The sequence below is a fragment of the Paeniglutamicibacter terrestris genome, from assembly GCF_012271785.1.
Taxonomy (GTDB): Bacteria; Actinomycetota; Actinomycetes; order Actinomycetales; family Micrococcaceae; genus Paeniglutamicibacter; species Paeniglutamicibacter terrestris.
Genome location: NZ_JAAWVT010000001.1, coordinates 541845 through 568064, shown reverse-complemented (window position 1 = coordinate 568064; position 26220 = coordinate 541845). Strand labels below are relative to the sequence as shown.

The following is a 26220-nucleotide window of genomic DNA, read 5'->3' as shown; positions in this document are numbered from 1 at the left end:
CCCTGAAAATCCTGATTAACGGGAGCCACTGGGCCTGTAGACGAGTAAAACTGGGTCCGCACGCCGTCAAGGTGAATGAAATCAACCACGTGTTCAAGCAAGGCTTTGGTCTGTGGCTGATTCACGACCGTGCTAGTTGAGAAGTCCTCGGGGCTCAGTAGTCGATGCGCGTGTCGAGAGCGGCCCAGAGAGCGAAGGGCTCGTTCTTGTTGAATGTGGCATCGGTGATGCGGTCGACCGGCATGAGTGTCTCACGCTCGGTCGCAGAGCCCTCGAAATAGGCGTAGAAGACAGCGTCATCGAATCCTGCAGCTGCCGCTTCGTGTCGGTCGGCGGCAAAAACGACGCGCGATACTCGGGCCCAAAGGGCAGAGGCAAGACACATCGGACATGGTTCGCAGCTGGTGTACAGGACCGCACCACTCAGATCGAACGTTCCAAGTGCGGTGCAGGCAGCGCGGATGGCCGTGACCTCGGCGTGGGCGGTCGGGTCGTTATTGGCCGTGACCCGGTTGACTCCCTCGAAGCGCGAGCCGTCGGCGGTGACAATTAGCGCACCGAAGGGACCACCGGCATTGCGGACGTTATTCGCGGCAATGGCCACGGCTTCGGCGAGATTTTCTGCTTCAACGCTGTGGTCCGTCATGGTGGTGACTTCCTTCTACTCTTCGGGCGAAGCGCGGATCGACGATGCCGGGGGCGTTCCTAGGCGATGCTCCGTAACGCACGAAACGGTCGGTGGAATAACTGTCGGTTCTGCTCTGTGACCCCGCCCCAGCGAGGCCCGCGACGGTAATCAACAACTTAGCAATTCAAACCCTCATACGCCACTACGGGGTCGGGGGTATGGCGCCAAGACTAAGCGCGGTTGTTGGCCCGGAGCATCGTAGAAAGCAATCGGATCAATGCCACCACATGCCACACGACGGCAAGGCAGACCAAGGTAACGAGCAATGCTGCCCCACCACGGGTAATGATGATCCACAGGAACGATTCGGCGCCGATCGGATCCTCCAAGACGGTGCTGGACCCCAGACCGGAGACGGCGGCCGTCACTGCCACAAGCGCCAGGACCAGGACCAGGAAGACGGTACGCAGCTTCTTGCTCGCGGGCGCGGTCTTCTTGTCGAGATGAGCAGAATTCTTCCGCCGTTTGAGGTACCACAAAACCAGAATGACCAGCCCGGCTAGCGTGCTGCCATGTTGCAGCAATCGGTAAACGGCTATCCCGGCAAACGGTTCACTCGCGAGCAATGGCACACGTTCAACGACCCAGCCGTTGGTGTGAGTCACCGAATCCCAAACCAGATGGGTCAGCAGCCCCACCATCAACGAATAGAACGTCCACAGCGCAACACGTGCACTCGTTGGGGGTCGTCCCTTGAACACCGGCTTCTGAGGCACCCATGATTCGGGTAAAGCCCAGCGAAGCGGTTTCACCACGAGCCACAAGATTGCGGCCAGAATCAATGACAGCGGCAGTCCAACGGAGAGGATTTGGGCGAAATCATGCGAGTTGGTTCCGTTGAGCACATTCGCGTACCAAGCAGTGCTCGTGGAAGACACCATGGCGAAGTACGGGAGATCCGGGGCCATGGCTCCGGCCACCAACGCGATTGGTACAAAGGGCTGACGCAGGAAGGGCAGGATGGCAGCCGGATGGGCAAGGGTGAAAGGCAAGTGAATCCTCGAAAAGTTGTTTCGGGTCCCACGGTGCAAACAATTTTGAGTGCGAATGGGCCAGTGTTAAGCCTAATCGTCGAGCAAGATAATCCATACGGAATTTGGTGTTGGCACCAACACGTTCCTTGCCGTCTGATAGAAATTTCCCACTCATAGTCAATCCATAGTCACTTCAAAGTGCACGCTTCGTTGACCCACAGGACCGCCCAAGTCAAAGCATAGAAACCTCCCATAGCTTGAAGTCGAACGCGGTAATAGACCGCACAGTGGAGGGAACACGCATGTTCATACGTTATTTGCGGCGCGAATTGTCGGGGCGGCGAAAGCAAACGGCGATCATCGCCGCGGCCATGGCATTGGCGATTGCCTTGGTTATCATCGTTAACGCATTATCGGCAGGAGTGCGCGACGCACAATCTTCGGCTCTTGAGTCTGTTTATGGCCTAGGCACCGACATCACCGTCACATCTACCCCGACGGCACCCACTGCGGGCAGAGCACCGGGTGGAGCCCGCTTTGAATTTGATGGGGATGCAGGTTCCACCGGGAACGACGGAACACAAGAGGTCAGCCAGTCGCTACTGAGTACCGCGCGTGGTTCGGCGACCTTCGATTCGGATGCGGTGAAAACCATCAGCTCTACCGAGGGCGTCGCGGCAGCCTCGGGTGTTCTGTCGCTGACCAACTCAACCTTCGACGGTGAACTTCCCCAACGAAGCGCCATGGGCGATAACGCCCAAGCGCCGGGGGCCTCCGGCGTCGCCCCGCCGGAAGGCGGTGGCATGGGCGGTGGCGGTCAGTTCGACGTTAATTCGTTCACCGTTATGGGAGTGGATTCCGCTGCAGATGCCATCGGTCCACTGACCACGGCAACACTGCAGGACGGCCGCCTGCTTACCGCCGATGATGCGGGTAAGAACAACGTTGTCCTTGATGCAGCCTATGCAACCACCGAGGAACTCAAACTGGCCGACAAGCTTGATATCGGAGGCACCAAGTTCACCGTCGTCGGTATCGTTGCGGGATCCGGTGCGGATGCCGAGTCGGCGTCGAATACCTATATCCCACTGGATGTGGCACAAAAACTCTCGGATAGTGCGGATAAGATCAGCACCGTCTACGTGCAGGCTGCCTCCGCTTCGGCGATCGCTGCGGTGAAGTCAGATCTACAGACCGCATTACCGGATAACGCCGTGAACACTCAGGAAGATCTGGCCTCGACGGTTTCCGGTTCCCTGTCCACTGCCTCGGGCCTCGTTTCCTCGCTGGGTACCTGGCTGTCCATTGCCGTGTTGGCGGTCGCTTTCCTGTTGGCCATCTTGCTCACGCTCTCCGGTGTGTCTCGTCGAACCCGTGAATTCGGAACATTGAAGGCCATCGGGTGGCGCAATTCAAGCATCGTGCGACAGGTCGCTGGTGAATCAGTGGTCCAGTCGGTACTCGGCGGCATCTTGGGTGTCATTGTTGGCCTCGTCGGAATCGTGATCATCAATGTGTTCTCGCCAACGCTCACCGCAGCCGCGGCCACAACCGGTGCTGGCGGACCGGGCGGTATGGGTGGACCCGGTGGCATGCCGGGTGCTGCAACTGCCGTGACCAGTGCCGCCTCAAACGCTGTCAACGTTGTTTTGAACCTGCCCATTACCCCAACGGTGATCATTCTTGCCGTAGCCATTTCCATCGCAGGTGGCCTACTGGCCGGCGTTCTAGGTGGCTGGCGTGCTGCGCGTCTGCGCCCGGCCGAAGCCCTTCGCTCGGTTGCCTAGGAAAATAAGGAGAAAATGACAATGAGTGAACTGACACAGACCGATACCACCATCACCACGAGCCAGGACATCACGATGATGTTCCGACTTGAAGCGGTAAAAAAGAGCTACCTGCAAAAGGGCAGGACGGTGCATGCGCTCAACGGGGTAGATTTGGAAATACCCGCCGGCCAGCTGGTGGCCATCCAAGGTCCCACCGGTGGCGGTAAATCAACCATGTTGCAGATGCTTGGAGCCCTAGATCGGCCAACCTCCGGAACGGTGAGCGTCGGGGGAAAGGCTATCTCCACGCTGGGGGATGGGGCACTTGCGGATATCAGGGCCCACGATATTGGCTTCGTCTTTCAGCACTACAACCTCATTCCCACTCTCAGCGCCCAGGAGAACGTGGAAATGGGTTTGGCTCCTCTGAAGCTGCCTGCAGAGGAGCGTGCGATGCGCGCCGCGGCAGCGCTGGCATCGGTGGGATTGGTTGAACGGGCCACCCACCTTCCCGGTGAGCTATCCGGCGGCCAGCAACAGCGAGTGGCAATCGCTCGTGCTTTGGCTAAAAACCCGAAGGCGTTGTTGGCTGATGAGCCCACCGGCAACCTTGACGAGGCAACGCGCGATGAGATCATGGAACTTTTTGTGCAGTTGTGGCGTGAAGGGTTAACGATCGTGATGGTCACCCACGATTCTGCCGTTGCTGCTCGCGCTCAGCGTCGGCTCCGAATCAAGGATGGCAAAATCACCGAACAGGTCTAAGTTCTGCGGTCCGTGGTTGGATTTCCACGGGGGAGTACTCCGGCCACGGCCCGTCCTAGATTTGGCGGGACATGCCCTGCTCTCGGCAAGGGGGTTAGTGCAAGCGGGTAATGGTGGCCGCGGCACCGGTGTGGGCGGCGGCGAACAGATCGGCGGTATTGATGATCATTTCTTGCATCGCTGCTGCGGCGCGTGTCAGGGTCACGTCGTGGCGATGCGCAATGCTGATGGAACGGGTCAGCCGGGGTTCGGTAATCCTGACCGATCGAAGCCCCGGTCGATCGACCATGACCATGGCGGGAACCACCGCCACCCCGAGCCCGCGTTCAACACAGCGCAGGACCGCATCCATTTCGGCTCCCTCCAGAACCACGGTGGGGTTGAGTCGCGATGCCGAAAACGCCTGCATGGTGGTTGCCCGCAGGTCGTAGCTTTCGTGGAAGGTGATGAGCGGGAGCTTTGCTATGTCTCCGAGCGTCATGGACTCACGACCCGTGAGTAACTCGCTACGCGCCGAAGAGATGAGGACAAGTTCCTCGGTGAGCAGTGGAGTCCTTTGCAAAATGCTGGACGCGTTCTGTGGATCCTCCGAGGTAGTGATCAGGGCAATGTCCAGTGCACCTTCGGATAACTCTTCGAGCAGGCCATGTGACCCTTGTTCAGTCAGGTGTAGATCGATGCCAGGATAGGCGGCGTGGAATGAGGTCAGGACATCGGCGACCAAGCTGATGCATAGTGTCGGGGTTGCCCCGAGCCGCACCCTGCCTTTCCTCAAGCCAGCAAGTTCCTGCATCTCGTAGCGTACGGATTCCGCGTCGGCAAGCATGCGCCGAGCCAGCGGAAGTAGTGATTCGCCGGCGTCGGTGAGTGTGATGTTGCCCCGGACGCGGTGAAAAAGCTCCGCGCCAAGGTCGGATTCGAGCGTAGAAATCTGCCGACTCAACGAGGGCTGGGCCAGATGCAAAAGTGCGGCGGCTCGCGTGAAATGGCCGATTCGTGCAACTTCCACGAAGCTTCGGAGCTGTTCCAAATTCATATCGATAGCTTATATGCATCGACATGACTCGAAGGATTCATTGGACTAATCGTGGACGCCTTCTTAGCGTTGAAGACATGAGAAACCAACCCAAGAATGAGCAACAGATTTCCACTACGGTCCTGGTCATTGGCACCGGCGGATCGGGCCTTCGGGCGGCCATCGAGCTGGCAGAAATGGGGGTTGACGTTCTCGCTCTGGGCAAGCGTCCGCGCAATGACGCCCACACCTCGCTTGCTGCCGGAGGCATCAATGCGGCGCTGGGCACCATGGACAAGGACGACACCTGGCAGCAACACGCGGCCGACACCATCAAGGAAAGCTACTTCCTGGCCAACCCACACACCGTCGAAATTGTTGCCCGCGGTGCGGCACAGGGGATCGGCGATCTGGAACGCTACGGTATGGGTTTCGCCCGTGAGGACGACGGTCGGATCTCGCAGCGTTTCTTCGGTGCGCACACCTTCCGCCGCACCGCCTTTGCCGGTGACTACACCGGACTGGAAATCCAGCGCAGTCTCGTGAATCGGGCCGAAGAGCTGAAGATCCCGATCCTCGATTCGGTCTACGTCACACGTCTGCTGGTGAAAGACAACCAGATCTTTGGCGCCTATGGCTTCGATATCAACACCGGCAAGCGTTACCTCATCCATGCCGATTCGGTGATTCTTGCAGCCGGCGGCCACACCCGCATCTGGCGCCGCACCTCCTCGCGCAGGGATGAAAACACCGGTGATGCCTTCCGCCTGGCCGTTGACGCCGGAGCTCGTTTGCGGGATCCCGAACTAGTCCAGTTCCACCCCTCGGGCATCATTGAACCGGAGAATGCCGCAGGTACTCTGATCTCCGAAGCCGCCCGCGGAGAGGGCGGCATCCTACGCAACGCACTCGGGGAGCGCTTCATGGAACGCTACGATCCGATCCGTAAGGAACTCTCCACCCGAGACCGTGTGGCGTTGGCCGCCTATACCGAGATCCAGGAAGGTCGCGGCACCAAGAACGGTGGAATCTGGCTTGACGTTTCCCACCTGTCTCGCGAGGTCATCATGGAGCGACTGCCTCGGGTGTACCAAACCATGATGGAAACCCAGATGCTCGATATCACCGCCGAACCGATCGAGATTGCCCCCACCGCGCACTATTCGATGGGTGGGGTCTGGGTGCGTCCAGAGGACCACAGCACCGATGTCCAGGGCCTGTACGCGATCGGTGAGGCTTCAAGCGGATTGCACGGAGCTAACCGGTTGGGTGGAAACTCGCTGATCGAGCTGTTGGTCTTTGGCCGCATCGTGGCACGCGCCGCGGCGAAGTACTCCGCCGGATTGGATTCTCAGCAGCGTTCGGCCGAAGCCATTGCCGGCGCCCGGACAGAGATCGATGACCTACTGGTGGCCGACGGGCAGGAAAACGTCCGGGAGTTGCAGCGGGCCATCCGCAACATGATGACCGAACATGCGGGAGTGGTGCGCGATGAGGACGGACTGAAGGCGGGGCTGGCCAAGCTCACGCAGATTGAAGCGCGGATGGAAAATGTGGGGATCCACCCGGATATTGCCGGATACCAGGACCTCGCCCACGCCTTCGATCTATTGGGTTCCGCACTGGCCGCCCGTGCGACCCTCGAGGCTGCGCTGGAACGCAAGGAAACCCGTGGTTGCCACAACCGCAGTGACTACCCGCAAATGGATCCGGAACTGCAGGTGAACCTGGTGTGGTCCCCATCCGCAGGGATTGTTCGTGAGGTGATCCCGGAGATGTCCGCGGAGGTCGCCGAATTGATCAAGGACGTCTCGAGCGTCGGGAAGCTTGTTGAGTAGTCTTCGATCGCGTAGTTGAGCTGTGGCCCGCCAGATTCCCTGCCGGGCCACAGCTTTGGCTGAAAATTGCCGACGCGGCGGCGCTTCGCCGCTTCGAGTACCGGAAGCGTGCGTACTTCGGCTTTTCTGGACGAAGATAGGTCCGGAATGGGCCTCTAGCCCCGCTCCGCCGGATCTGCCACGGGCTTGACCCGGAATGCGATGACAGCGAATAGCACTGCGGCCAACACCGCGCCGAAGGCGAAAGCCATGAAGTTCGAGTTCACACCAAGCCCGGAGGCCAGCAGCAATCCTCCGACCTGAGGAGCGGCGACGGCACCGATGCGGCCCATACCCATTGCCCAGCCCAGCGCGGTGCCGCGCAAGCGCTCAGGGTAGTGGTTAGCCACGGCGGCAATCAGTAGTGCGGCGGTGCCATGTGTGCCCACACCGGCAAGGATCAGCATCGCGTAGACAACACCGACCGGCGGTGAAGTCATGATCACGGCCAGGCCAATACCTGCCACCAAAGCGGCGGCTGCTGCCGTGGGGGAAGCCCCGAATCGGTCTCCGGCCCAGGCCGTGACGACGGAGCCTGCCACGGCACCCAAATTCAGAGCCAGTGCAAAGGTGAGCGCGGATCCTAGGTCATAGCCGGCTTGTTCCATGAGGTTGGGCAGCCAGGTACCCAGGCCGTACCAGGCGAAAAGGATAGCCAGTGAGGCAACGGCAAAGAGTATCGAGGCGCCGGCGTAGGGGGCGCGTAGCAGCTGGCCGAAGCCCGAGCCGCGGCGTGCGCCGGGTCCGCTGCGGTGCTTGAAGGACAGCGTTTCGGGCAGGTAGCGGAACCCCAAGGGAACTACCACCACCAGAGCAATGATCGCTATGAGGAACATGGCTTCCCAGCCGAAGGCGGGGATAACCCAGATGCCGGTGACGGCGGCGATTGAACCACCAATCGGCACCCCCGACATCATCAAGGTGGCCATGGTTGAGCGCCAGCGGTCCGGCACCAGTTCGGCCACCATCGCGTTGGCGGAGGGAACCAGCCCGCCCAGACCGATGCCGGACAAGAGCCTGAGGGCACCGAAAACCAGGGGGTTGGGGGCGAAGGCGCACAGGACGGTGAGCGTGGAGAAGGTGATCGCACAGGCAAGGATGGTGCGGCGTCGTCCCAACATGTCCGACAAACGGCCGGCTCCGAGCGCACCAATCATCATGCCCACGAAGGCCAGCGAGCCGATGGTGCCCATCGTCGTAGGGGTCAGCCCCCAGTCATCGATCGCCAGCAGGGAAGACTGCACGGTGCCGTACACAATGAGGTCATAGCCATCAAAAACCACCAGCAGCCAACAGGTCACAATGGCCAGCACGGCCTTGCGGTTTGAGATGTTCCTGGGCTGCGACGAATTGCCGATGTTCTGTCCGGGAGAACCCGCAACGGCGTTCGATGTGGAAAAAGTCATAGGTACAAGTGTTGCCGGTCTCAGTGTGACTGAGCATATAATTCTGGTGTGCAGAAAGTTAGGGTTAGCCGGAAGACCCCTCAGTACCCCATTGAAGCGGTCGACAACGCCCTGCAACTGATCGAGCTGTTGCGTGACCACGGATCCGTCAGGCTTAAAGACGCGGCCGCCGAGCTCGGGGTCTCGCCCTCCACGGCCCATCGGCTGCTGGCCATGCTCATCTATCGCGGCTTTGCCGAACGCGCGAGGGGCCGCGGCTATGTTCCCGGTCCCGCGCTCGGGGCCGGACCGGCCGGCCACGGCAGGATCAGCGAGCTGCGTGCCCTGGCGCAGCCGTTGCTGGAGGAATTGGCGGCCACGATGCGAGAAACCGTGAACCTGATGGTACGTGTGGGCGGGGAAGTGCGTTTCCTGACCACCATCGAAGGTTCGAAGCCGGTACGCGTCGGGGACCGCCAAGGTGCGGTGCTACCCGCTCACCGGGCCTCTGCCGGAAAGGCCATGCTGGCCCGGCTGGATCCGATCGAGCTGGAAAGGCTCTACAGCGGGGAAGCGGCCACCGCGCGCAGACTTGACGAGCCGGAATATGCCGCGCTGGTGCGCGAACTCGGATTCGTTCGGGAACGCGGGTTCGCTGCCAACTTCGAAGGGACAGAAGAGGGGGTCAGCGCATTGGGGATGGCCATAACAAACGCCGACGGCGACGTGGTCTGTGGCATCAGTGTGGCCATCCCGCAATCCCGCTTCCGGGAGGTCTTCGACGCGGGCCTGCTCGGAGAGACGGCGCGCACCGCCAAACTGTTGGAAGAGCGGCTGAGCGAGGTGGCCGGCGGCGCCGGGTTGGACCGAGACAAGCAGTAATCGGCGCGGATCGGCCGGTGCTCCGGCACCCCTCCGCGATGGATTCCTACTTCGACCATGCCGGCTCGTGCCTTCTCGGCGCGACGGTTCCAATGGTCATTGCGATCTATCGCGACGGTGCCGGAGCCTGGGATTGACACGGCGGAGACGTCGGTGCGCAACCCCTAGGCGGCCAACCACACGCGGCCCGATACCGTCAGCCGGGACCCAACAGGTACTTTCAGATGGTCACAGCCCGTGCCCAGCCATCGAACAGTCCTGGCATATCGATGTCGTGCATTGTTGGAAGGGAGCCGGCGAAGAATGCCGGACCAACAATTGGTACCGCTCCGGGCGACCACTGAAGGGAACACTCATGGCAGCGAAAAAGATAATGGTGTTGAGTACCTCCGCCGCGGCTCTGGCTCTGGTCACCGGGCTGGGCCTGGCTGGAGTCGCCTCCGCGGCCGATTCGGCGGCTGGCACCACGCAGTCCACACCAACCGAACGCGGTGGGCACGGCGGCCACCGCGGCGGGGGTGGGGAAATGGTCTCCGGCCTGGCCGAGAAGCTGGGCGTCGATGAAAGCAAGCTCAGCGACGCACTGGACACGTTCAGGGAGGCCAACAAGCCGACCGAGCGCACCGAGGGCGCCGAGAACCCCGAACGTTCCGTGCTGGATGGGGCACTTGCCAAGTCCTTGGCGGATTCGTTGGGCATCGAGGAATCTAAGGTCACCACGGCGCTTGAGGAGCTCCGCGCGGCTGGCCAAACCGAACGGGCCGCCGCGCTGAAGTCGAAGCTGGATACGGCGGTCGACGAGGGGACCCTCACCCAAGCCGAGGCCGACGCGGTCACCAAGGCGATCGAGAAGGGAGTGATCGGCGGCCACTAGCCTGAGTTCCTGCCCTGACACAGCTACGATGTGGCCCCCGAACCTGTGGGGGTCACATCGTAGCGACTCGGGTATCCGTAGCTGCCGGGGCCACGGACGTTCCGGGGTTGCCCTCGAGCCCCACGCCGGCGCGGGCCCTCGAGGAACAGCTCCCGGTATCCGGAGTTTAGAGCCCCTTGACGATGATGACGTCCAGCTGACGCGGACCGTGCACACCCTCAACCCGTTCGAGCTCGATGTCGCTCGTGGCGCTCGGTCCGGAGATCCACGTCAGCGGGCAGGTGATGTCCATGCGCGCCATAGCCTCGGGCAGTAAGCGCACAATCGACGACACGGGAACCACACACACGTGGTGGTCGGGAACCAACGAAATCGCTCGACGGCCCTGGTCGCCGCTGCCGTCCAACACAATGGTGCCGGACTCGGCGATGGAAACGGCCGAGGAGGTCAACACGGCATCGGTGCCATCCAGCTCGGTCACGCTGAGCACGGCGCCCGGAGCATCGATACGGCGCCGCGCGTCATCAGCGGGCAGCCACGTTGTATCGATGCCGTGGGGCACCACGTAACTGGTGGCATCCTTCAAACGCTCGGCAATGGTCGCCGGAAGCTGTGGGACGTCCACCACGTCAACGTGGGCCTTGTAGTCCTCGAGCCGATCGACCAGCAGCTCAATGAGCTCGACCTCCGGCATATCCGAGGACATGCGGTACTCGCGGGGAACGGGGCCCGGTGCCGGGGCATCGCGCAGGGCAGAGGTGATGCGGGAGAGGATTTCTTCCTTGGCGCTCATCGTATTTACTTCTCCTGCTTATTGGTGGCGGCAACCGGCGTATGGTCCTTTTTCCACCAGTCGCGGAAGGACTGCGACGGGGGAGCGGGGATATCTCGGGACTGGGTCCACCCGGCGGCGATACCGGGCAGGGCCTTGATCTTCTTATCGCGTCCCGCAGCGAGCTTGCCCAACGGCAATCCCTTTTCCAACAGGCCCAGATGCTTGCCCGAAGAGAAGGCCCAGGACCCACCCTTCATCATCAGATCCATTTGTGAGGGAAGCTTCTTTTCCCCGCGCTTGGAGTCCACGTCTTCACCGCGCAGGTGTACGAGGATCTCGGGGATGTTGATCTTCACCGGGCAGGCGTCGTAGCAGGCGCCACACAGCGAGGAAGCGTAGGGCAGGGTGCTGTTTTCCTCGCTGGTAATGCCGGTGAGTAGCGGGGTGAGGATCGCGCCGATTGGGCCCGGGTAGGTGGACCCGTAGGCGTGGCCGCCGGTGCGCTCGTAGACCGGGCAAACGTTCATGCAGGCCGAACAGCGAATGCAATTCAGTGCCGTGCGCCCGTACTTGTCGGCCAACGCCGCGGTGCGACCGTTGTCCATCAGCACTAGGTGCACATTCTGTGGTCCGTCACCTTCGGTGACTCCCGTCCACAGCGAGGTGTAGGGGTTCATGCGCTCGCCGGTGGAGGAACGTGGCAGTAGCTGCATAAAGACCTCGAGGTCTTCCTTGCCCGGCAGCAGCTTCTCGATGCCCATCACGGTGATCAGGGTTTCAGGCAGCGTCAGGCACATCCGGCCATTGCCCTCGGACTCAACCACTGCCAGCGTGCCGGAATCGGCCAGGGCAAAGTTGGCGCCGGAGATAGCGACCTTGGCCGAGAGGAACTTGCGGCGCAGGTGTTCGCGGGCGGCCATGGCCAGCAGCCGAGGTTCATCGGTGAGGTTCGGGTCCACGTTGGGCATCTCGGCCAGGAAGATATCGCGGACCTCGGTGCGGTTCTTATGGATCGCCGGGACCAAGATGTGGCTGGGCTTATCGTGACCCAACTGGACGATCAGTTCGGCCAGGTCGGTCTCGAAGGCCGAGATGCCTTGTTCCTCGAGGTACTCGTTGAGCCCGATTTCTTGGGTGGCCATGGACTTAACCTTGACGACCTCGGTGGTGTTTTGTTCCTTGATCAGCCCGGCGACGATGCTGTTTGCCTCATGGGCATCGCGGGCCCAGTGGATGATGCCGCCGCGCGCGGTGAAGTTCTTTTCAAACTCCTCCAACAATGCCGGCAGATTGGCCATGACCAGATTCTTGGTGGCAGATCCGGCGTCGCGCAATTCTTCCCAGTCGGGAAGTTCCGCCACTACCTTCAGGCGCTTATCGCGAATGGTGTGGGTGGCATGGCGCAGATTGGCGCGCATTTGCGTATTGCCCAGTTCGCGGTGAGCGGCCGTGGGGAACGTTTCCTCGATGTGGAGGTTGCCGTCGCCGAAGACCGGCAGGGTTGGCATGCCCATGAAGACGTTGCTCATCGCACGCCCGCCTTTCCTACGAGGATGTCGCCGGTCACCGAGACCGGCTCGGTGATGGTGCTGGCTAGGATCTCGGCAAAATGCAGGGTCGTCGTATCGGACTTGGTGCGCGAAAGTCCGCCGCCGATGTGCATCAGGCAGGAGGCGTCACCTCCGGCGCACAAGGAGGCGCCGGTCGATTCGATGTTCCGGGCCTTGTCGTCCAACATGGCGGAGGAAACGTCGGCATTCTTCAGGGAAAAGGTGCCGCCGAATCCGCAGCATTGGTCGGCCTCGGGTAGGTCAGCGAATTCAATGCCACCCACACTCTTGAGCAGGTCTAGCTGTCGGTCACCCAATTTCAGTGAGCGCATCCCGTGGCAGGAGGGGTGGTAGGTCACCTTGTGCGGGAAATGTGATCCCAGCTGTTCGGCGGCATTGGTTATACCCAGGACATCGACCAAAAGCTGGGACAGCTCGTAGGTCTTGGCACCCACGGCTTCGGCCCGGGCCTTGAGCGCGGCATCCCCGCAGCGTTCGGCGAGGACCGGATGTTGGTGCTTGACCGAAGCCACACAGGAACCGGACGGAGCAACCGCAACATCGTAGGCCACGGATTCGAAGGCGTTCACATGGTTGGTGACCACGGGTAGAGCCTCGTCCATGTAACCGGAATTGATGTGCATCTGACCGCAGCAGGCCTGGCCGGAGGGGAAGATGACCTCGTGGCCCAGGCGCTCAAGGATCTTGACCGTGGCACGTGCGGTTTGCGGATACATGGCATCAACAATGCAGGTGGCGAAAAGTGCGATTTTCATTCGATGACCCTTCAGGCGTACTCAGCCGGGGAAATTGTGTGGTCTGACCATACTAGGACGTGATTGGGCCCACGTCCAGCTCGACAGTGAAGGCAAAAATACTTCTGTGACCCCACTCACCAAAACATTCAACTTGCGTTATGCTTTTGTGGTCGGACCATAGTGGTCCGACCACGGGCGTCGATGAGCGTCCACCATGACCTCTTATCCGCGCTCCACTCTCACTTGCGAAGGACGACCCGTGGACACCTTTTCCCCCACCACCGATCCATTGGCCGGAAGCATTGCGCTATCCGCCATCGTTTCCCTGCTTCCGCTGCTAACGTTTTTCGTCATGCTGGCCGTCGTAAAGGCCAAGGCTCACGTCTCGGGCCTAGCCTCATTGCTGGTCGCCATCCTGGTGGCAATCTTCGTTTTCAAGATGCCGGCGGGAATGGCTCTGATGTCGGGGGTGATGGGCGCGGTCTTCGGGGCCTTCCCCGTGGTCTGGATTGTCATCATGGCAATCTGGCTCTATCAGATCACCGTCGTTTCCGGGCGGTTCGAGGACCTGCGTCGCGTCTTTGACGTGATCGGCGGCGGGGACGTGCGCATCCAATCCATCCTGATCGCCTTCTGCTTCGGCGGTCTGCTTGAGGCACTGGCTGGGTTCGGTGCCCCAGTGGCCATCACCGCCACGATGCTGCTGGCCCTGGGCATGGCTCCGTTACGTGCTGCAGCCGCGGTGCTGGTGGCCAACACCGCTCCTGTCGCCTTCGGAGCCGTCGCCATCCCGATCACCACCGCCGCCGGACTGACCGGGCTGGACGCCAACCACATCGGCGCCATCGTCGGGCACCAGGCACCGCTGCTGGCCATCTTTGTCCCGACACTGTTGCTTTTCATCCTTGATGGCAAGCGCGGTGTTAAGGAAGTCTGGCCGGCAGCACTGGTCATCGGTGGAGCCTTCGCCGTCGCCCAGTTCCTCTGCGCTACCTACTTCTCCTATGAACTCACCGACATCGTTGCCTCGCTCGCTGGCCTGGCTGCGGCGGTAATCTTCCTGCGCTTCTGGACCCCGAAGGGCCGCGACGAGGCCCGTGCCCGCGTCCTGGTGGGCGAAGCCGCCGAGGGAGTACATCATGCAGACAAGGGCGGCAAGGCACACGCCGGATCCGGCACCGCCTACCGTGGACACGAGCAGAAGCTGGAAGTTGGCCCCACCTTCCTGGCCCTCTTCCCCTACCTGCTGGTCATCGTCATCTTCGGCATTGCCAAGCTCTGGAAGCTGGGTGTGAACATCCCCGGCGCACTGGCCTCCACCGACGTGAAGATCCAGTGGCCACTGCTCTACGGCCACATCCTCGACGGCGAGGGCAAGCCCGTTTCCTCAACGATCTACAACTTCTCGTGGCTCTCGAACCCCGGGACCCTGTTGCTCTTCACGGGCCTGATTGTCGCCATTGTCTACTCGCTCAACGACGACGGTGGAAAGTACAAGATCAAGGTCTCGAATGCCATCCTGGAAATCGGGCGCACCATCTTCAACATGCGCTGGGCGGCGACCACGATCCTCTCGGTCCTGGCTCTGGCCTATGTCATGAACCTGTCGGGCCAAACCATTAGCATTGGCACCTGGCTGGCCGGAACCGGCGCGTTCTTTGCCTTCTTGTCCCCGATTTTGGGGTGGATCGGCACGGCCGTTACCGGCTCCGACACCTCCGCCAACGCCTTGTTTGCAAAGCTGCAGCAAACCGCCGGCATCAACGCCGGCATCGACCCGAACCTGCTGGTTGCCGCCAACACCTCCGGTGGTGTGGTTGGCAAGCTGATCTCCCCACAGAACTTGGCCATTGCGGCCACCGCCGTGGGCATGGAGGGCAAGGAATCGGTCATCCTGAAGAAGGTTGCCGGCTGGTCCGTGGGCATGCTGTTGGTGCTGTGTGTGCTGGTCTACCTGCAGTCCACGCCGATCCTGAGCTGGATGCTGCCGACCCCGTAAGCAGGCAACGGCAGCAGGTCATCATGAGCAGGCAACGGTTGCGGGACACGGCGAGATATCTCTTTGATGACCCGCTACCGTTGCCTGCTCGGAAACCCACTAAGCTTGAGGGATTCGTTCAGTGGTCAGGTGGACCGCGTACTAACCATGACCTGGGGACAAGAAGCAGTGAGTAACAAAGAAAAGAATCCTGCGCAGCCTGCCCGTGCCTACGAAACCGTCCTGACCAGCATCGAAGCTGACCTTCGTGCCGGAAAGATCAAGATCGGGGATCAGCTGCCGGGGGAGCGATCATTGGCCGAAACTCATGGGATTTCACGGGCCTCGGTGCGTGACGCGATTAGGATTCTTGACGCCATGGGCATGGTGCGCACCTCGAGTGGTTCCGGGCCCAACTCCGGGGCAGTAGTCATTTCCGATCCGGCCATTGGCCTCTCGGCGACCCTGCGGATGCACGTCGCCTCGCGCCAACTCTCGGTCGCCGACATCGTCGAGTCCCGCATCCTGTTGGAAACTTGGGCGGCCCAATCGGCCGATCTGACCCGGGATCCGGCGCGCAGCGCCGAGGTGCTACGCCGAACCAGCGAATTACTTGAGGCCATGGATGAGCCCGGACTCGATCGCGAAGAATTCCACGACCTTGACTCCCAATTTCATGTGCTGCTCTCATCACTGGCTGGCAATGCCGTGATCGAATCCATGATGGAGTCCTTACGCCTGTCCATCAGCGACTACGTCAGCGAATCGGTAGCCAATGATGCCGCTTGGCAGAAGATCGCCACGGTGCTGCGTGCCCAACACCATGGCATCCACCAAGCAGTGTCGGACGCCAACGGAGCGTTGGCGTCCGAACTGCTGCGCGAACATATTCAGTGGTTCTACACCGAATCTGCGCAGCTCTGATCTTTCCGGAGCTTTAGAGCTTGATGACCATCTTGCCGGTGTTTGCACCGCGCATGAGGTCAACGAAACCGTCCACCGCGTTATCCAGACCTTCGACGATGGTTTCGTCGAAGACGATCTTGCCCTGGTTGAGCCATTGCGACATATCGGCCATGAAGGCCGGGTAATGTTCGGTGTAGTTCCCGACGGTGAATCCCTTGAGGTTCAGCCCGCGAGTGACCATGTTGCTCATGTTGCGCGGACCAACAGGTGCCTCGGTCGAGTTATAAACCGAGATGGCTCCACAGAGTGCGCCGCGGCCACCGGGGTTGAAGGCATCCAGGGCTGCTTCGAGGTGTTCTCCACCCACATTGTCGAAGTACACGTCGATGCCCTCCGGAGCCGCCGCGTGCAGCTGCTCGCGAACAGGACCGTCCTTGTAGTTGAAGGCTGCGTCGTACCCGTATTTCTGGGTGAGCAGCTCGACCTTTGCCGCGCTGCCGGCCGATCCGATAACTCGCTTGGCTCCCTTGAGGCGAGCGATCTGACCGACGGTACTGCCCACGGCGCCCGCGGCACCGGAGACGAAGACCGTGTCGCCGCTTTTCATGCCGGCAATTTCGAGCAGGCCGACATAGGCGGTGAAGGCCGTCATACCCAGAATGCCCAGATGGATTGACAGCGGCAGTCCGTTGATCTCCTGCACTACGCGGAAGTTGCTGGCAGCGCCCTGGGTGACATCGCGCCAGCCGAGCTGGTGAAGAACCGGATCTCCAACGTTGAATCCGTCGGCGCGCGATGCAACCACACGGCCAACGGCTCCGCCGGTCATCACCTCGTTCAGGGCGTAGGGCGCCGCGTAGGACTTGGCATCGTTCATGCGTCCGCGCATATATGGGTCAACGGAGAGGAATTCGTTGGCTACCCGGATTTCACCGTCAAGCAGTTCGGGCAGTTCAACGGTGACGGTAGAGAAGTTCGCATCCGTTGGCCACCCGGTGGGACGGCTGGCCAAGTGAATCTGGGTGCTGGTGGAAAATGACATCGGGCAAATGCTCCGTTTCGAGTGGTGAAGGTGAAAGGACTACCGGGTGAAGGTGATGACGCCGAAAATGATGGCCAGTGCCGGGGCCGCTAGCTGGGTTAGTGCCGCTCGTGCCAGCTTGGGCGAGGAGAGCAGTAAGACCAGCCCGGCAGCGACCATGGAGCCGGTGCCGGCAAAGATCAGCGTCGCACCGATGGTGGTGGACGATCCAAGGACAAAGGCCATGCCCGTCAGCGTCAGGATGGCCAGGAAGAGGTTGTAAAACCCTTGGTTGAAAGCCATCGGCTTGGTGGCCGCGGCTTCGGCGTCGCTGTGGATTCCGAAGGCAGCCCGGGTGCTGGCCTGATCCCAGCGCAGGGACTCCAGGATGAAGATGTACACGTGAATCACTGCGGCAAGACCGGCAAAAATCATGGTGGTCAGCAACATCTTGGAAGCTCCTTGGTTGGAATGAATCGATTGATTGTGTAACGGTCATTCCAATATATACTGGAATGACCGTTACACAAAACTAGGGGGTTTCGGGTCTGATGGCCAGAGTCCAAGAATTCGATACATCGAAGGCGCTCAGCGATGCTCGCGGCACCTTCTGGGAGAAGGGGTTTGATGCCACGTCGATCGCGGATCTTGAAGCCGCAACGGGCCTGGGACGCTCCAGCATTTACCACGGCTTTGGCTCGAAACGCGGCCTCTTTGACGCGGTCATCCAGGACTACATGGACCGGGTGCTGCGTCCACGACTCGGGCTTCTGAGCGATCCGGCGCATCGTGCGGATGCCACATCGTGGTACCTGAGCTCGCTCTCTAGCGCGGTGGCCCAGGCCGCTGCCCAAAGCAAAAACCGGGGCTGCTTGCTGCTGAATACCGCGGCGGGACTCGGGGGAAGCGATGAGCCGCTGCGGATCCTGATCGACGGATACCAACTTGAACTCAGGGATGGTGTTGCGGGAGCGCTTCGAGTCGCCAACCCGCTGCTCACCGAGTCGCAGGCGCTGGCCAGGGCCAGAATAATTGCCGGGCTGACGGTGAGTGCCCTGATGATGTCGCGCGTGAACGTGGCTGAGGCCTTGGCGACACTCGATTCGGCGGCCGAGCAGGTTCAACTATGGCAACAAACGGATGACGTGGCTCGGTAGCCTCCGTAGGGCCAACAGCTTTCCGGGACGAAGAACGCCAATGCCCCCGGGCGGATCCGCAATTTCGGAACCACCCGGGGGCATTGGTCGTGATGGGACTATTCGATTCTCTGGATAGTTTGGACTAGTTAGCCTGAGTAGCCAGCTCGTCCTCAACGTCCTGGGGCGCAGAAAGATCCATGTCCAGCAGCGGAACGACGCGCGACTTGGTGACCATCCGGTGCACGAGCCACAATCCCAAGAAGATCGGTAGACCGATATAGGAGGAGAGTACTTCGAGCCCGTGCCCGGCGAGCACCGCTTGATAGTTCTGTCCGGCAATCACCAGGATCAGTACAGCGAAGGCCAGCAGCGGACCGATGGGGAAGAATGAAGCTTTGTAGGGCAGATCGCTGACCTTGTTGCCCTGCGCCAGGAAGCCACGCCTGAAACGGTAGTGCGAAATCGCGATTCCCGCCCAGACAATGAATCCGCAGAGCCCCGAAACATTGAGTAACCACGCATACGCTGCACCTTGGCCAACGATGGCCGACAAGAAGCCAAAGAGGCCCACCGCCGCGGTGGCCAGCAACGCCGGGATCGGCACGCCACGTGAATTGGTGCGGCCAAAGATCTTGGGAGCCTTGCCGTCGTGAGCCATGGAGTACAACATGCGGGTTGAGGCATAGAGCCCGGAGTTTCCGGCCGAGAGGATCGCGGTAAGAATGACCGCGTTCATCAGCGCCGCGGCAAAGGCGATGCCTGCTCGTTCAAAGACCAGAGTGAACGGTGAAGCCGCAACGTCCGCTTCGCCTGAAGCCAGCAGGCTGGGGTCGGTGAACGGGATCAGGCAGCCAATGATGAAGATGGCGCCGATGTAAAAAATCATGATGCGCCAGAAGACATTGCGGATAGCCTTGGGAACTTCGCGCCTCGGATTCTTTGCTTCGCCGGCGGCCACGCCCACCAACTCGGTGCCTTGGAAGGAGAATCCAGCGATCATGAAGACGGAAATGATAGAAACCCAACCACCATGGAAGACATCTTCACGGTTCTGCCAATTGCTCATCCCGGGGGAGTCGTTACCAAGGATGCCGAGGATCATCAGGACGCCAGCGATCAGGAACAGGATCACTGCTGACACCTTGATCATCGAGAGCCAGAACTCGCTTTCCCCAAAGGACCTGGCCGATAGGGCATTAAGCCCGGTCAAGAGCACCAGGAAGACTCCGGCCCAAATCCATCCGGGAACTCCGGGGAACCAGAAGTCCATGATAATTCCGGCCGCGACCAGCTCGGCGGCAACGGTGATGGCCCAGTTGAACCAGTAGTTCCAGCCGATGGCGAACCCGAAGGAAGGAGAAACAAATCGCGTGGCGAAGGTCTGGAAGGATCCTGCCACGGGTATCTTGGCTGCCATCTCGCCCAGCGACTGCATCAGCAGGAACACCATGAGGCCAACTAGTGCGTAAGCCACCAGTGCGCCACCGGGGCCGGCCTGGGAGATGGTGCCGCCCGAGGCGACAAACAGCCCGGTACCGATGGCTCCACCGATGGCAATCATCTGTAGGTGGCGGCTGCTGAGTCCGCGCTTGAGTTCGTTATCTAGCGCTGTCGGTGTGGTTCCCGAACCGGCCGCCGTTGCGGCTCCAGGCCGTACCGGAGATTCGGGTTCAAGTTCTGCGGTTGTTCTGCTCATGGGACTCATGAAACACCACCCAGCGGTGTGAGTGCGACTTGAGTCACAGTCGAGTTAGAGGCTGCGGTCGGCGCCGAGATGCCGGGTCCAACGAGTATGGAAATGCTCGACGCCTGGCGAGGCTGCACCAAAATTTGTGGAGCGTAGCTCAGGCGATCTGTTGGCGCGAATCCAATGTTGCGAGCCACAGCGGTCTGGATGGGTAGCCTTATTCTTGCGTGTCCCGAGACACAGCGTTTCTGTTGCACTAACGGCTCTCCTGCTGATGAACTACGTGGATCGGGGTCGTACTGCCGTCCCGGTTCCGGGGCGGGATCTCACCCCTCGAACGCCGGATCCATCCGCAGATTTTGCTGCTTTTGCTTAGATTCGACGCCGTTTTTGAGGTGCGACATCATTTCATTATGACGCGAATATGTCATAAAGACCGCATCGGCGATGCTGCGCGACGCCCGCCGGGAGGCGTTGATGCTTCGCGAAGTGGGGGTCAGCTGGTTGGGTCGTTATATGTCAGCAGGGGAGGGCCGACCGCGCTGCGGCCTGCGTTTTGGTGCGAGCGGACCGAAACCTCGAGCGGAGCTTGGTTACCGCGAAACTTGGTCAACGCGGTGTTAAATCCTCTGGCCGAAGTGCCTACGCCGTAGGAATTCCGCGGCTTTCTTTCCCGGCCGCCCCACTCTTTGCCGTTGCATGTGCGCATGGTTTGAGCGATTTGAGCGCCTCGGATTCCGCGCCCATGTCGGTCTTTTGATCGCAGCCAAGGTGCGGCAACCCAGCGGGTGAAGTGTCCCCTCGAATCGATAATCGCGCATCCTAGATGCGATCACTTCTCAATAGCGACTCGCGGCGACGCCCGCTCTTCACTGTTGTGAATGATTCTCATTTAAATTACGCTGCTAGGTATGTCACGTGAAAAAACTACCGCCACGACCCGAACCCTTGCCCCGTGGGATACCCGACGCTGGAGCCAAAACGCTTCCGCTCTTGCCCTGATCGCCGCCGGCGCACTGTTGGCTGGATGCGCTTCGGGCTCCACCAATCAGGGAGCGCCGAACCCCGAGGCATCGGCCGCCTCTGCAACAACTCCCAGCGCGGCCGTGGCCGAAGCTGGAGCGGCGACACCTCGCCTAGTTCTCACCTACGACGGAGGACTGCTCGTCGCGGATGCCCGCAATGGCGAAGTCGTCTCCGACCTTGCACTCGCTGGCTTTAATCGGGTGAATCCTGCTGGCGATGGTCGACGTGCACTGGTTTCCACCGCCGGAGGGTTCCAGGTGCTTGACACCGGGGCATGGTCCGAAAAGCACGGCGACCATTCCCACCACTACACCTCCACGCCAGCGCTGACGGACTTGATCTTCCCGGCGCAAAAGCCGGGTCATGCCGTCGCGCATGCGGATCACACGGCGCTCTTTGATGACGGAACAGGCAAGATCAGCATCTTCGAATCAGCCAAATTGGACAATGCCGCACTTCCGAACGCGGAGGTGGTTTCCTCGCCGGAGGCGCACCATGGTGTCGCCGTCCAGCTGTCCGACGGAAAATTGCTGACGACCGAGGGCAACGCCGACTCCCGAAACACCATCAAATTGCTCTCGGCACCGAATGCCAAAGACCAACGGGAAACCGTCGCAAAGAACAACCAGTGCCCCGGAGTGCACGGTGAAGCGACAGCCAAGGATGAAACCGTGGTGGTTGGCTGCGAAGACGGGATCTTAATCATCAAGGATGAGAAAATCTCCAAGGTTGAAGCTCCGGATACCTATGGACGCATCGGCAACCAGGTCGGAAGCGAGGTCTCCTCGGTAGTTTTGGGAGATTACAAGACCGAGAAGGATGCCGAGCTTGAACGTCCGCAAACGTTCTCGCTGACAGATACCGCGAGCAATAAACTAAAGCTCGTGGACATCGACTACAGCTACTCGTTCCGCTCACTGGGCCGCAGCCTGGTGGGAGAAGCGCTGCTGCTGGGCACCGATGGCGCCCTGCATATCTATGACGAAGCTACTGGCAAGGAAACCAATAGCATCCCCGTGGTGGATGCGTGGGAAGAGCCCGTCGACTGGCAGCAGCCGCGCCCAGCCCTCCACGTTTCGGGCAATACTGCCTTCGTCACCGAGCCAGCCACCAGCCAGCTGCACTTCGTGGATCTAGCCACGGGCAAGGTGAGCAATTCCGTGCTCCTGCCCAAGGTGCCCAACGAGATCACCTCCATTAAGGGATAACCCGACGAAGTGATGGTCTGGGTCGGCACCGCTCACCACGAGCGGTGCCGACCCAGCGTTGGTGTGCAGTGATTCTAGTTGGCGGTCACCAGCTCGATGCTCACGGGCGTCGGGTTGGAGATGATGTCCAGTACCGGGCAGTGAGCGTCAACGGCCGACTGTAGTTCTTGGTAGCGCTCGCGAGATTCCGGTCCGTCAATGGTGACGCGCAGGCGCACCTCACCAAAACCGGGGCGAACGCTCTTTTCGATGCCGAAGAGCCCGCGGACGTCCAAATCGGCATCCGCACTAATCTCCAGCGAATCGATGGTGATGCCCAACTGGTGAGCGTATAAACGGTAGACAACGACCTGGCAGGAGATGAGGGCGCCGAGGGCGAACTCAACGGGACTAGCTGCCGCATCGTCTCCGGCCAGCGCCTCGGGTTCGTCAACGATGAAGCGGTGCTTACCTGCCGTGATTTCGCTGGAGACCGAACCGGTAGAGATTCCGCTGGTCTTGAAGGTGAGGGCCGCACTTGCAGTGTTTGCGGCAATGCGCTCGCCCCATGCAGTACCTGCGGCAGTGAGCTTCTCGGCTCGAACCGATTCTAGAGTTGAGTCGATCAACGTTTCGGACATGAGATAGGGATCCTTTCGTGGCTGGCGCATGCCATGCACGACGCCATACTTACGCGATTCCTTTTGGACCGCGTCGAATCGTCACCTGGAGCACCCCGCTATGACGCAGAGGGTTGCTGTCCCGTCGACCAGGGTCGTGCATGACGGGAGCTCGTGATTCTGTTTATGAGTGTTGCTGGTTGTGAGGTGCGCACGCAACGTATGAGCTTAATAATTCTTCACAGCAGATCGGAACGTAACTCAAATAAGTGCCTGCTGAGAAGGGAGAAATCCCCTCTCTGGCGAATGTTGGAATGAATCAACCGTTGTTTGTCGACGAAAAATTCGTTCCAGCGGGATGCGGGAACGTGAGCACTGCCGTGGCGGAAGAAGCGGTGCAGGTGCTCGTTGGTCGGACCAGGGCTACCGCGCGACTGCGTCGTTGTCGTTGAGTTTTGAGAGCAAATCGACAAAGCGTTGGATTTCCGCCGGCTCCCAGGACCCGAGTCGGTTGCGCAGCAGGCGACGTGACTCGGCGCTGGATTCCAAATATCCTGCTCGTGCGATGTCGGTGATGCTGACTAACATCGCCCGCCCGTCGTCGGGATCCGGGACGCGGGTCACCAGCTCTTTGGACTCAAGCCACTTAATCATCCGGCTCATCGTGGCCTTATCGACCTGCAGTTCCTCAGCTAGGACGATCTGTTGCTGGGCGTCTTCGCTGGCAAGGATCGAAAGAACCTTGTAGCCAAGCGGTTGCAGCTCGGGATGGATGGCAGTGGCACGCCGGCGGATGGCTTGGCGCGCCTTGACGACCATGATCGAGAACTGTTTTTCCACATCATTGATCAGCGGTTCGAGTGCCGAAGGTTCGGCTGCCGGGCCTCGGCCGACACGGGAATCGGAGAACGGGGAAGTCATGGAACCATTTTAGATGCGAAGTCACGATTCATAGTCCTCCGAGCCTCTTGGTTTGCCTTGTTCGCGGTGCCATGGAAGTACCAGGGAACGTTTAGGTTCGAATCGACAGCCCTCGAGCAGCCAAAAGGCACTCACCAACAGTTAATAGTTGCAAGTCAGCTAGGTGAGAGAACTTATCGTAAACAGCGAGCTTGAGATCTTCCCGGATCACGAAGTAACGGGCAGAATGACTAGTTGTTGCACGCCGCCAATTCGATAGATGGAGACCATCATGGGCACTATTCTCAACCCATACATCAGCTTCCGCGATACTGCGCGTCCGGCGCTTGAGTTCTACCAGTCGATTTTTGGCGGCGAGTTGGATTTGCGACCCTTTGCTGACTTCGAGTTCGCAAAAACCGATAACGCCGAGGACGACAACAAGATCATGCATGGGCACCTGCGTGCTCCAAATGGCTTGAACCTGATGGCCGCAGACACCCCAGCCTCCATGGAGTGGAAGGGCGGCACCGCCATTTCCGTCACCCTCAGCGGCGACGACAAGGACGAGATGACGGGGTACTGGGAAAAGCTCAGCGAAGGAGCCAAGATCGGCGAGGAGCTAGCGCAGGCCCCATGGGGCGACTGGTTTGGCATGCTCACCGACCAATTCGGGGTTGACTGGATGGTCAACATCGATGGCGCCGGAGCGCCCAGCAACTAACCTGCGACTCCCACCTGCCCCATGAAAGCCAACTCACGTTGGCAAGGAAAAATGCGCGAGATCAAGCCTCAGGTAGGCATGGACCTCGCGCATTTTCATGTCCGCACGAAGGCTCCTGTCTGGGCAGGATGAGGAACCTTGAACCGGCTGCCGAGTGGTGGCCTTGTAGTCCTCAAGTGCCTGCGAGACAGTGAACTATCCTTGTCCACCTCTTTGATCGGTGCCAGCTTTTCTTGACCTCGTACCCCGTGGCAGGACAGACTCGTCGGTGGTCAACAACTTATTTCCACAGATAAAGGATGTCCCCAAGATGGAAGACGAAAACGATCTGGATCTTATCGTCATCGGCTGGGGGAAGGGTGGCAAAACGCTTGCCGGAACTCTGGCCCGCGCGGGACAACGAGTTGCCATCGTAGAAGCATCAAAGGAAATGTACGGTGGCACTTGCATCAACATTGGCTGTGTTCCTACCAAGATCTTGATCCACGACGCGGAGAATCATGCTGGCCACGGCTTTGACCCCGAGTACTTCGATACGGCCGTTGAGCGCCGGGACAAACTCACCGCCATGATGCGAGCCAAGAATTTTTCCATGCTCGACACCTTGGATTCGGTCATGACCATCACCGGTCGGGCCAGCTTCATCGGCCCACGCCGCATCCGCGTTCACGCCGGGGACGAAACGCTCGAGCTGGGGGCCAAGCGGATCATCATCAATACCGGTGCGATTCCCGCCAGCTCTGACCTTGAGGGCGCGAGCATCGGCGGTCGAATTCACGACTCCACCACGCTGCAACATGCACCGTTACCCAAGTCCCTGGTCGTGATCGGCGGCGGACCGGTCGGTTTGGAATTCGCGTCCATGTTCGGGCACTTCGGATCCAAAGTCACGGTGCTTGACCGCGGGCCACGAGCACTGAAGAACGAGGACGAAGACGTTGCGGCAGAGGTGCTTAGTGCGCTGAACGACGTGGACGTTGAAATCAAGGTTCGGGCCAGTGTGCAGCGCATCAGTCAGAATGCGCACACCGCTCGTGTTTACTATGAGCAAGACGGAGCGCCGCAAGACATCGAGGCCGACGCGGTGCTCATCGCCCTCGGGCGCACGCCCGCCACCCATGAGCTGAACCTAGTGGCTGCGGGCATCGAGACCACAGCATCCGGAGCCATCAAAGTCGACGATCACCTCTGCACCACGGCCGAGGGGGTCTACGCCCTGGGAGACGTGAACGGCGGACCGCAATTTACCTACGTGTCCCTTGACGACAACCGGATTGTCGGCGATGCGATCCTGGGCAGCGGTAAGCGCTCAACGGCCGACCGTGTCGCGGTTCCCCACACCACCTTCACCACGCCACCACTGGCCCGGGTAGGACTGAGCGAGCAGGATGCCCGCACCCAAGGTTTGTCGATCAAGGTCGCCGTCAAGAAAGTTGCCGAGATTGCTGCGATGCCCCGGCCCAAGATTGTGGGAGATGCCCGGGGCATCATCAAATTTGTCGTCGATGCCCAGAATGACCTGATCCTTGGTGCTGCACTGATGCATGTGGATTCCCAAGAAGTCATCAACCTGGTGGCTCTGGCCATGCGGCAGGGCGTCACCTCGACCACGCTACGCGACTCAATTTTCACGCATCCCTCCTCGACGGAGGCTCTGAACGAGGTACTCGGGTCATTCGCCCGCTGATAGCTCTTCGATCGCTCGGGGACGTGGATGCTG

General features: G+C 60.4%; 23 protein-coding genes and 1 riboswitch. Of the genes, 11 read left to right on the top strand and 12 right to left on the bottom strand.

From position 1 onward, the window contains the following. Window positions 1-154: 154 nt before the first annotated feature. Together HED64_RS02600 and HED64_RS02595 are read right to left on the bottom strand one after the other, a co-directional pair. Window positions 155-646 carry a nucleoside deaminase gene (locus HED64_RS02600; protein WP_168150530.1) on the bottom strand — a complete coding sequence of 164 codons (492 nt, stop codon included), beginning with the start codon at window positions 644-646 and terminating at the stop codon, window positions 155-157. A 212-nt stretch (window positions 647-858) separates the two neighbouring features. Further along, on the bottom strand, window positions 859-1680 hold the full coding sequence (locus HED64_RS02595) for a DUF4184 family protein (RefSeq protein WP_168150529.1): 822 nt from the start codon (window positions 1678-1680) through the stop codon (window positions 859-861). Window positions 1681-1964: 284 nt separating this feature from the next. Between HED64_RS02595 and HED64_RS02590 the strand changes: the two genes are divergently transcribed. Further along, complete coding sequence (locus HED64_RS02590) at window positions 1965-3449, top strand: ABC transporter permease (protein WP_168150528.1); 1485 nt, start codon at window positions 1965-1967, stop codon at window positions 3447-3449. A 78-nt stretch (window positions 3450-3527) separates the two neighbouring features. Continuing rightward, window positions 3528-4196 carry an ABC transporter ATP-binding protein gene (locus HED64_RS02585; protein WP_168151105.1) on the top strand — a complete coding sequence of 223 codons (669 nt, stop codon included), beginning with the start codon at window positions 3528-3530 and terminating at the stop codon, window positions 4194-4196. Between the two features lie 94 nt (window positions 4197-4290). Here the strand turns inward: HED64_RS02585 and HED64_RS02580 are convergent, their stop codons facing one another. Beyond that, window positions 4291-5232: a LysR family transcriptional regulator gene (locus tag HED64_RS02580; RefSeq protein WP_168150527.1), complete on the bottom strand. Its 942-nt coding sequence runs from the start codon at window positions 5230-5232 to the stop codon at window positions 4291-4293. A 77-nt stretch (window positions 5233-5309) separates the two neighbouring features. Between HED64_RS02580 and HED64_RS02575 the strand changes: the two genes are divergently transcribed. Then, the gene (locus HED64_RS02575) at window positions 5310-7049 is read left to right on the top strand and encodes an L-aspartate oxidase (protein ID WP_168150526.1); all 1740 of its coding nucleotides are present in this window, start codon (window positions 5310-5312) and stop codon (window positions 7047-7049) included. Between the two features lie 155 nt (window positions 7050-7204). Here the strand turns inward: HED64_RS02575 and HED64_RS02570 are convergent, their stop codons facing one another. Continuing rightward, window positions 7205-8635, bottom strand: coding sequence for an MFS transporter (locus tag HED64_RS02570; protein ID WP_425351768.1), 1431 nt, complete (start codon window positions 8633-8635; stop codon window positions 7205-7207). On the opposite strand from HED64_RS02570, the gene HED64_RS02565 reads away from it, so the two are divergent. Together HED64_RS02565 and HED64_RS02560 are read left to right on the top strand one after the other, a co-directional pair. Next, window positions 8543-9355 carry an IclR family transcriptional regulator gene (locus HED64_RS02565; RefSeq protein WP_168150524.1) on the top strand — a complete coding sequence of 271 codons (813 nt, stop codon included), beginning with the start codon at window positions 8543-8545 and terminating at the stop codon, window positions 9353-9355. The genes HED64_RS02570 and HED64_RS02565 overlap by 93 nt on opposite strands. Before the next feature lie 355 nt (window positions 9356-9710). Next, entirely contained in the window at window positions 9711-10229 is a 519-nt protein-coding gene (locus HED64_RS02560) for a hypothetical protein (protein ID WP_168150523.1), read from the top strand. A 166-nt stretch (window positions 10230-10395) separates the two neighbouring features. On the opposite strand, the gene HED64_RS02555 is transcribed toward HED64_RS02560, so the two are convergent. The 3 genes from HED64_RS02555 to HED64_RS02545 are packed head-to-tail and all read right to left on the bottom strand — an operon-like array spanning window position 10396 to window position 13330. Then, window positions 10396-11022: a LutC/YkgG family protein gene (locus HED64_RS02555; RefSeq protein WP_168150522.1), complete on the bottom strand. Its 627-nt coding sequence runs from the start codon at window positions 11020-11022 to the stop codon at window positions 10396-10398. A gap of 5 nt (window positions 11023-11027) precedes the next feature. Further along, entirely contained in the window at window positions 11028-12533 is a 1506-nt protein-coding gene (locus HED64_RS02550; RefSeq protein ID WP_168150521.1) for a LutB/LldF family L-lactate oxidation iron-sulfur protein, read from the bottom strand. Beyond that, window positions 12530-13330, bottom strand: coding sequence for a (Fe-S)-binding protein (locus HED64_RS02545; protein WP_168150520.1), 801 nt, complete (start codon window positions 13328-13330; stop codon window positions 12530-12532). The genes HED64_RS02550 and HED64_RS02545 overlap by 4 nt, the downstream gene beginning before the upstream one ends. Window positions 13331-13571: 241 nt before the next feature. Between HED64_RS02545 and HED64_RS02540 the strand changes: the two genes are divergently transcribed. Beyond that, on the top strand, window positions 13572-15311 hold the full coding sequence (locus HED64_RS02540) for an L-lactate permease (protein WP_168150519.1): 1740 nt from the start codon (window positions 13572-13574) through the stop codon (window positions 15309-15311). A 168-nt stretch (window positions 15312-15479) separates the two neighbouring features. Further along, window positions 15480-16214, top strand: coding sequence for a FadR/GntR family transcriptional regulator (locus tag HED64_RS02535; protein WP_342590632.1), 735 nt, complete (start codon window positions 15480-15482; stop codon window positions 16212-16214). A gap of 13 nt (window positions 16215-16227) precedes the next feature. Here the strand turns inward: HED64_RS02535 and HED64_RS02530 are convergent, their stop codons facing one another. Both HED64_RS02530 and HED64_RS02525 read right to left on the bottom strand, forming a co-directional pair. Further along, entirely contained in the window at window positions 16228-17238 is a 1011-nt protein-coding gene (locus HED64_RS02530; RefSeq protein ID WP_168150517.1) for an NADP-dependent oxidoreductase, read from the bottom strand. Between the two features lie 39 nt (window positions 17239-17277). After that, window positions 17278-17667, bottom strand: coding sequence for a DUF1304 domain-containing protein (locus HED64_RS02525; RefSeq protein WP_168150516.1), 390 nt, complete (start codon window positions 17665-17667; stop codon window positions 17278-17280). 101 nt (window positions 17668-17768) lie between these two features. Between HED64_RS02525 and HED64_RS02520 the strand changes: the two genes are divergently transcribed. Continuing rightward, window positions 17769-18374 (top strand): TetR/AcrR family transcriptional regulator, encoded by a 606-nt coding sequence (locus HED64_RS02520; protein WP_168150515.1) that lies wholly within the window; start codon window positions 17769-17771, stop codon window positions 18372-18374. A gap of 124 nt (window positions 18375-18498) precedes the next feature. On the opposite strand, the gene HED64_RS02515 is transcribed toward HED64_RS02520, so the two are convergent. Continuing rightward, complete coding sequence (locus HED64_RS02515; protein ID WP_425351767.1) at window positions 18499-20052, bottom strand: amino acid permease; 1554 nt, start codon at window positions 20050-20052, stop codon at window positions 18499-18501. 902 nt (window positions 20053-20954) lie between these two features. On the opposite strand from HED64_RS02515, the gene aztD reads away from it, so the two are divergent. Then, window positions 20955-22277, top strand: coding sequence for a zinc metallochaperone AztD (gene aztD / locus HED64_RS02510; protein WP_245325605.1), 1323 nt, complete (start codon window positions 20955-20957; stop codon window positions 22275-22277). Window positions 22278-22351: 74 nt separating this feature from the next. Here aztD and HED64_RS02505 read toward each other — a convergent pair whose 3' ends face one another. Then, complete coding sequence (locus HED64_RS02505; protein WP_132359664.1) at window positions 22352-22897, bottom strand: OsmC family protein; 546 nt, start codon at window positions 22895-22897, stop codon at window positions 22352-22354. Window positions 22898-22937: 40 nt separating this feature from the next. After that, window positions 22938-23056: riboswitch (SAM riboswitch) on the bottom strand. Window positions 23057-23299: 243 nt separating this feature from the next. After that, entirely contained in the window at window positions 23300-23797 is a 498-nt protein-coding gene (locus HED64_RS02500) for a MarR family winged helix-turn-helix transcriptional regulator (RefSeq protein WP_168150513.1), read from the bottom strand. Between the two features lie 271 nt (window positions 23798-24068). Between HED64_RS02500 and HED64_RS02495 the strand changes: the two genes are divergently transcribed. Beyond that, a complete protein-coding gene (locus tag HED64_RS02495) occupies window positions 24069-24500 on the top strand; it encodes a VOC family protein (RefSeq protein WP_168150512.1) in 432 nt (143 codons plus the stop codon). A 310-nt stretch (window positions 24501-24810) separates the two neighbouring features. Further along, a complete protein-coding gene (locus HED64_RS02490; RefSeq protein ID WP_168150511.1) occupies window positions 24811-26187 on the top strand; it encodes an FAD-dependent oxidoreductase in 1377 nt (458 codons plus the stop codon). Window positions 26188-26220: the final 33 nt, after the last annotated feature.

Coding starts and splice junctions, on each gene's coding strand:
- HED64_RS02530 (WP_168150517.1), bottom strand. CDS start 17,238: ATGTCATTTTCCACCAGCACCCAGATTCACTTGGCCAGCCGTCCCACC.
- HED64_RS02520 (WP_168150515.1), top strand. CDS start 17,769: ATGGCCAGAGTCCAAGAATTCGATACATCGAAGGCGCTCAGCGATGCT.
- HED64_RS02525 (WP_168150516.1), bottom strand. CDS start 17,667: ATGTTGCTGACCACCATGATTTTTGCCGGTCTTGCCGCAGTGATTCAC.
- aztD (WP_245325605.1), top strand. CDS start 20,955: ATGTCACGTGAAAAAACTACCGCCACGACCCGAACCCTTGCCCCGTGG.
- HED64_RS02545 (WP_168150520.1), bottom strand. CDS start 13,330: ATGAAAATCGCACTTTTCGCCACCTGCATTGTTGATGCCATGTATCCG.
- HED64_RS02560 (WP_168150523.1), top strand. CDS start 9,711: ATGGCAGCGAAAAAGATAATGGTGTTGAGTACCTCCGCCGCGGCTCTG.
- HED64_RS02585 (WP_168151105.1), top strand. CDS start 3,528: ATGTTCCGACTTGAAGCGGTAAAAAAGAGCTACCTGCAAAAGGGCAGG.
- HED64_RS02495 (WP_168150512.1), top strand. CDS start 24,069: ATGGGCACTATTCTCAACCCATACATCAGCTTCCGCGATACTGCGCGT.
- HED64_RS02555 (WP_168150522.1), bottom strand. CDS start 11,022: ATGAGCGCCAAGGAAGAAATCCTCTCCCGCATCACCTCTGCCCTGCGC.
- HED64_RS02505 (WP_132359664.1), bottom strand. CDS start 22,897: ATGTCCGAAACGTTGATCGACTCAACTCTAGAATCGGTTCGAGCCGAG.
- HED64_RS02600 (WP_168150530.1), bottom strand. CDS start 646: ATGACGGACCACAGCGTTGAAGCAGAAAATCTCGCCGAAGCCGTGGCC.
- HED64_RS02590 (WP_168150528.1), top strand. CDS start 1,965: ATGTTCATACGTTATTTGCGGCGCGAATTGTCGGGGCGGCGAAAGCAA.
- HED64_RS02580 (WP_168150527.1), bottom strand. CDS start 5,232: ATGAATTTGGAACAGCTCCGAAGCTTCGTGGAAGTTGCACGAATCGGC.
- HED64_RS02490 (WP_168150511.1), top strand. CDS start 24,811: ATGGAAGACGAAAACGATCTGGATCTTATCGTCATCGGCTGGGGGAAG.
- HED64_RS02550 (WP_168150521.1), bottom strand. CDS start 12,533: ATGAGCAACGTCTTCATGGGCATGCCAACCCTGCCGGTCTTCGGCGAC.
- HED64_RS02515 (WP_425351767.1), bottom strand. CDS start 20,052: ATGAGCAGAACAACCGCAGAACTTGAACCCGAATCTCCGGTACGGCCT.
- HED64_RS02500 (WP_168150513.1), bottom strand. CDS start 23,797: ATGACTTCCCCGTTCTCCGATTCCCGTGTCGGCCGAGGCCCGGCAGCC.
- HED64_RS02575 (WP_168150526.1), top strand. CDS start 5,310: ATGAGAAACCAACCCAAGAATGAGCAACAGATTTCCACTACGGTCCTG.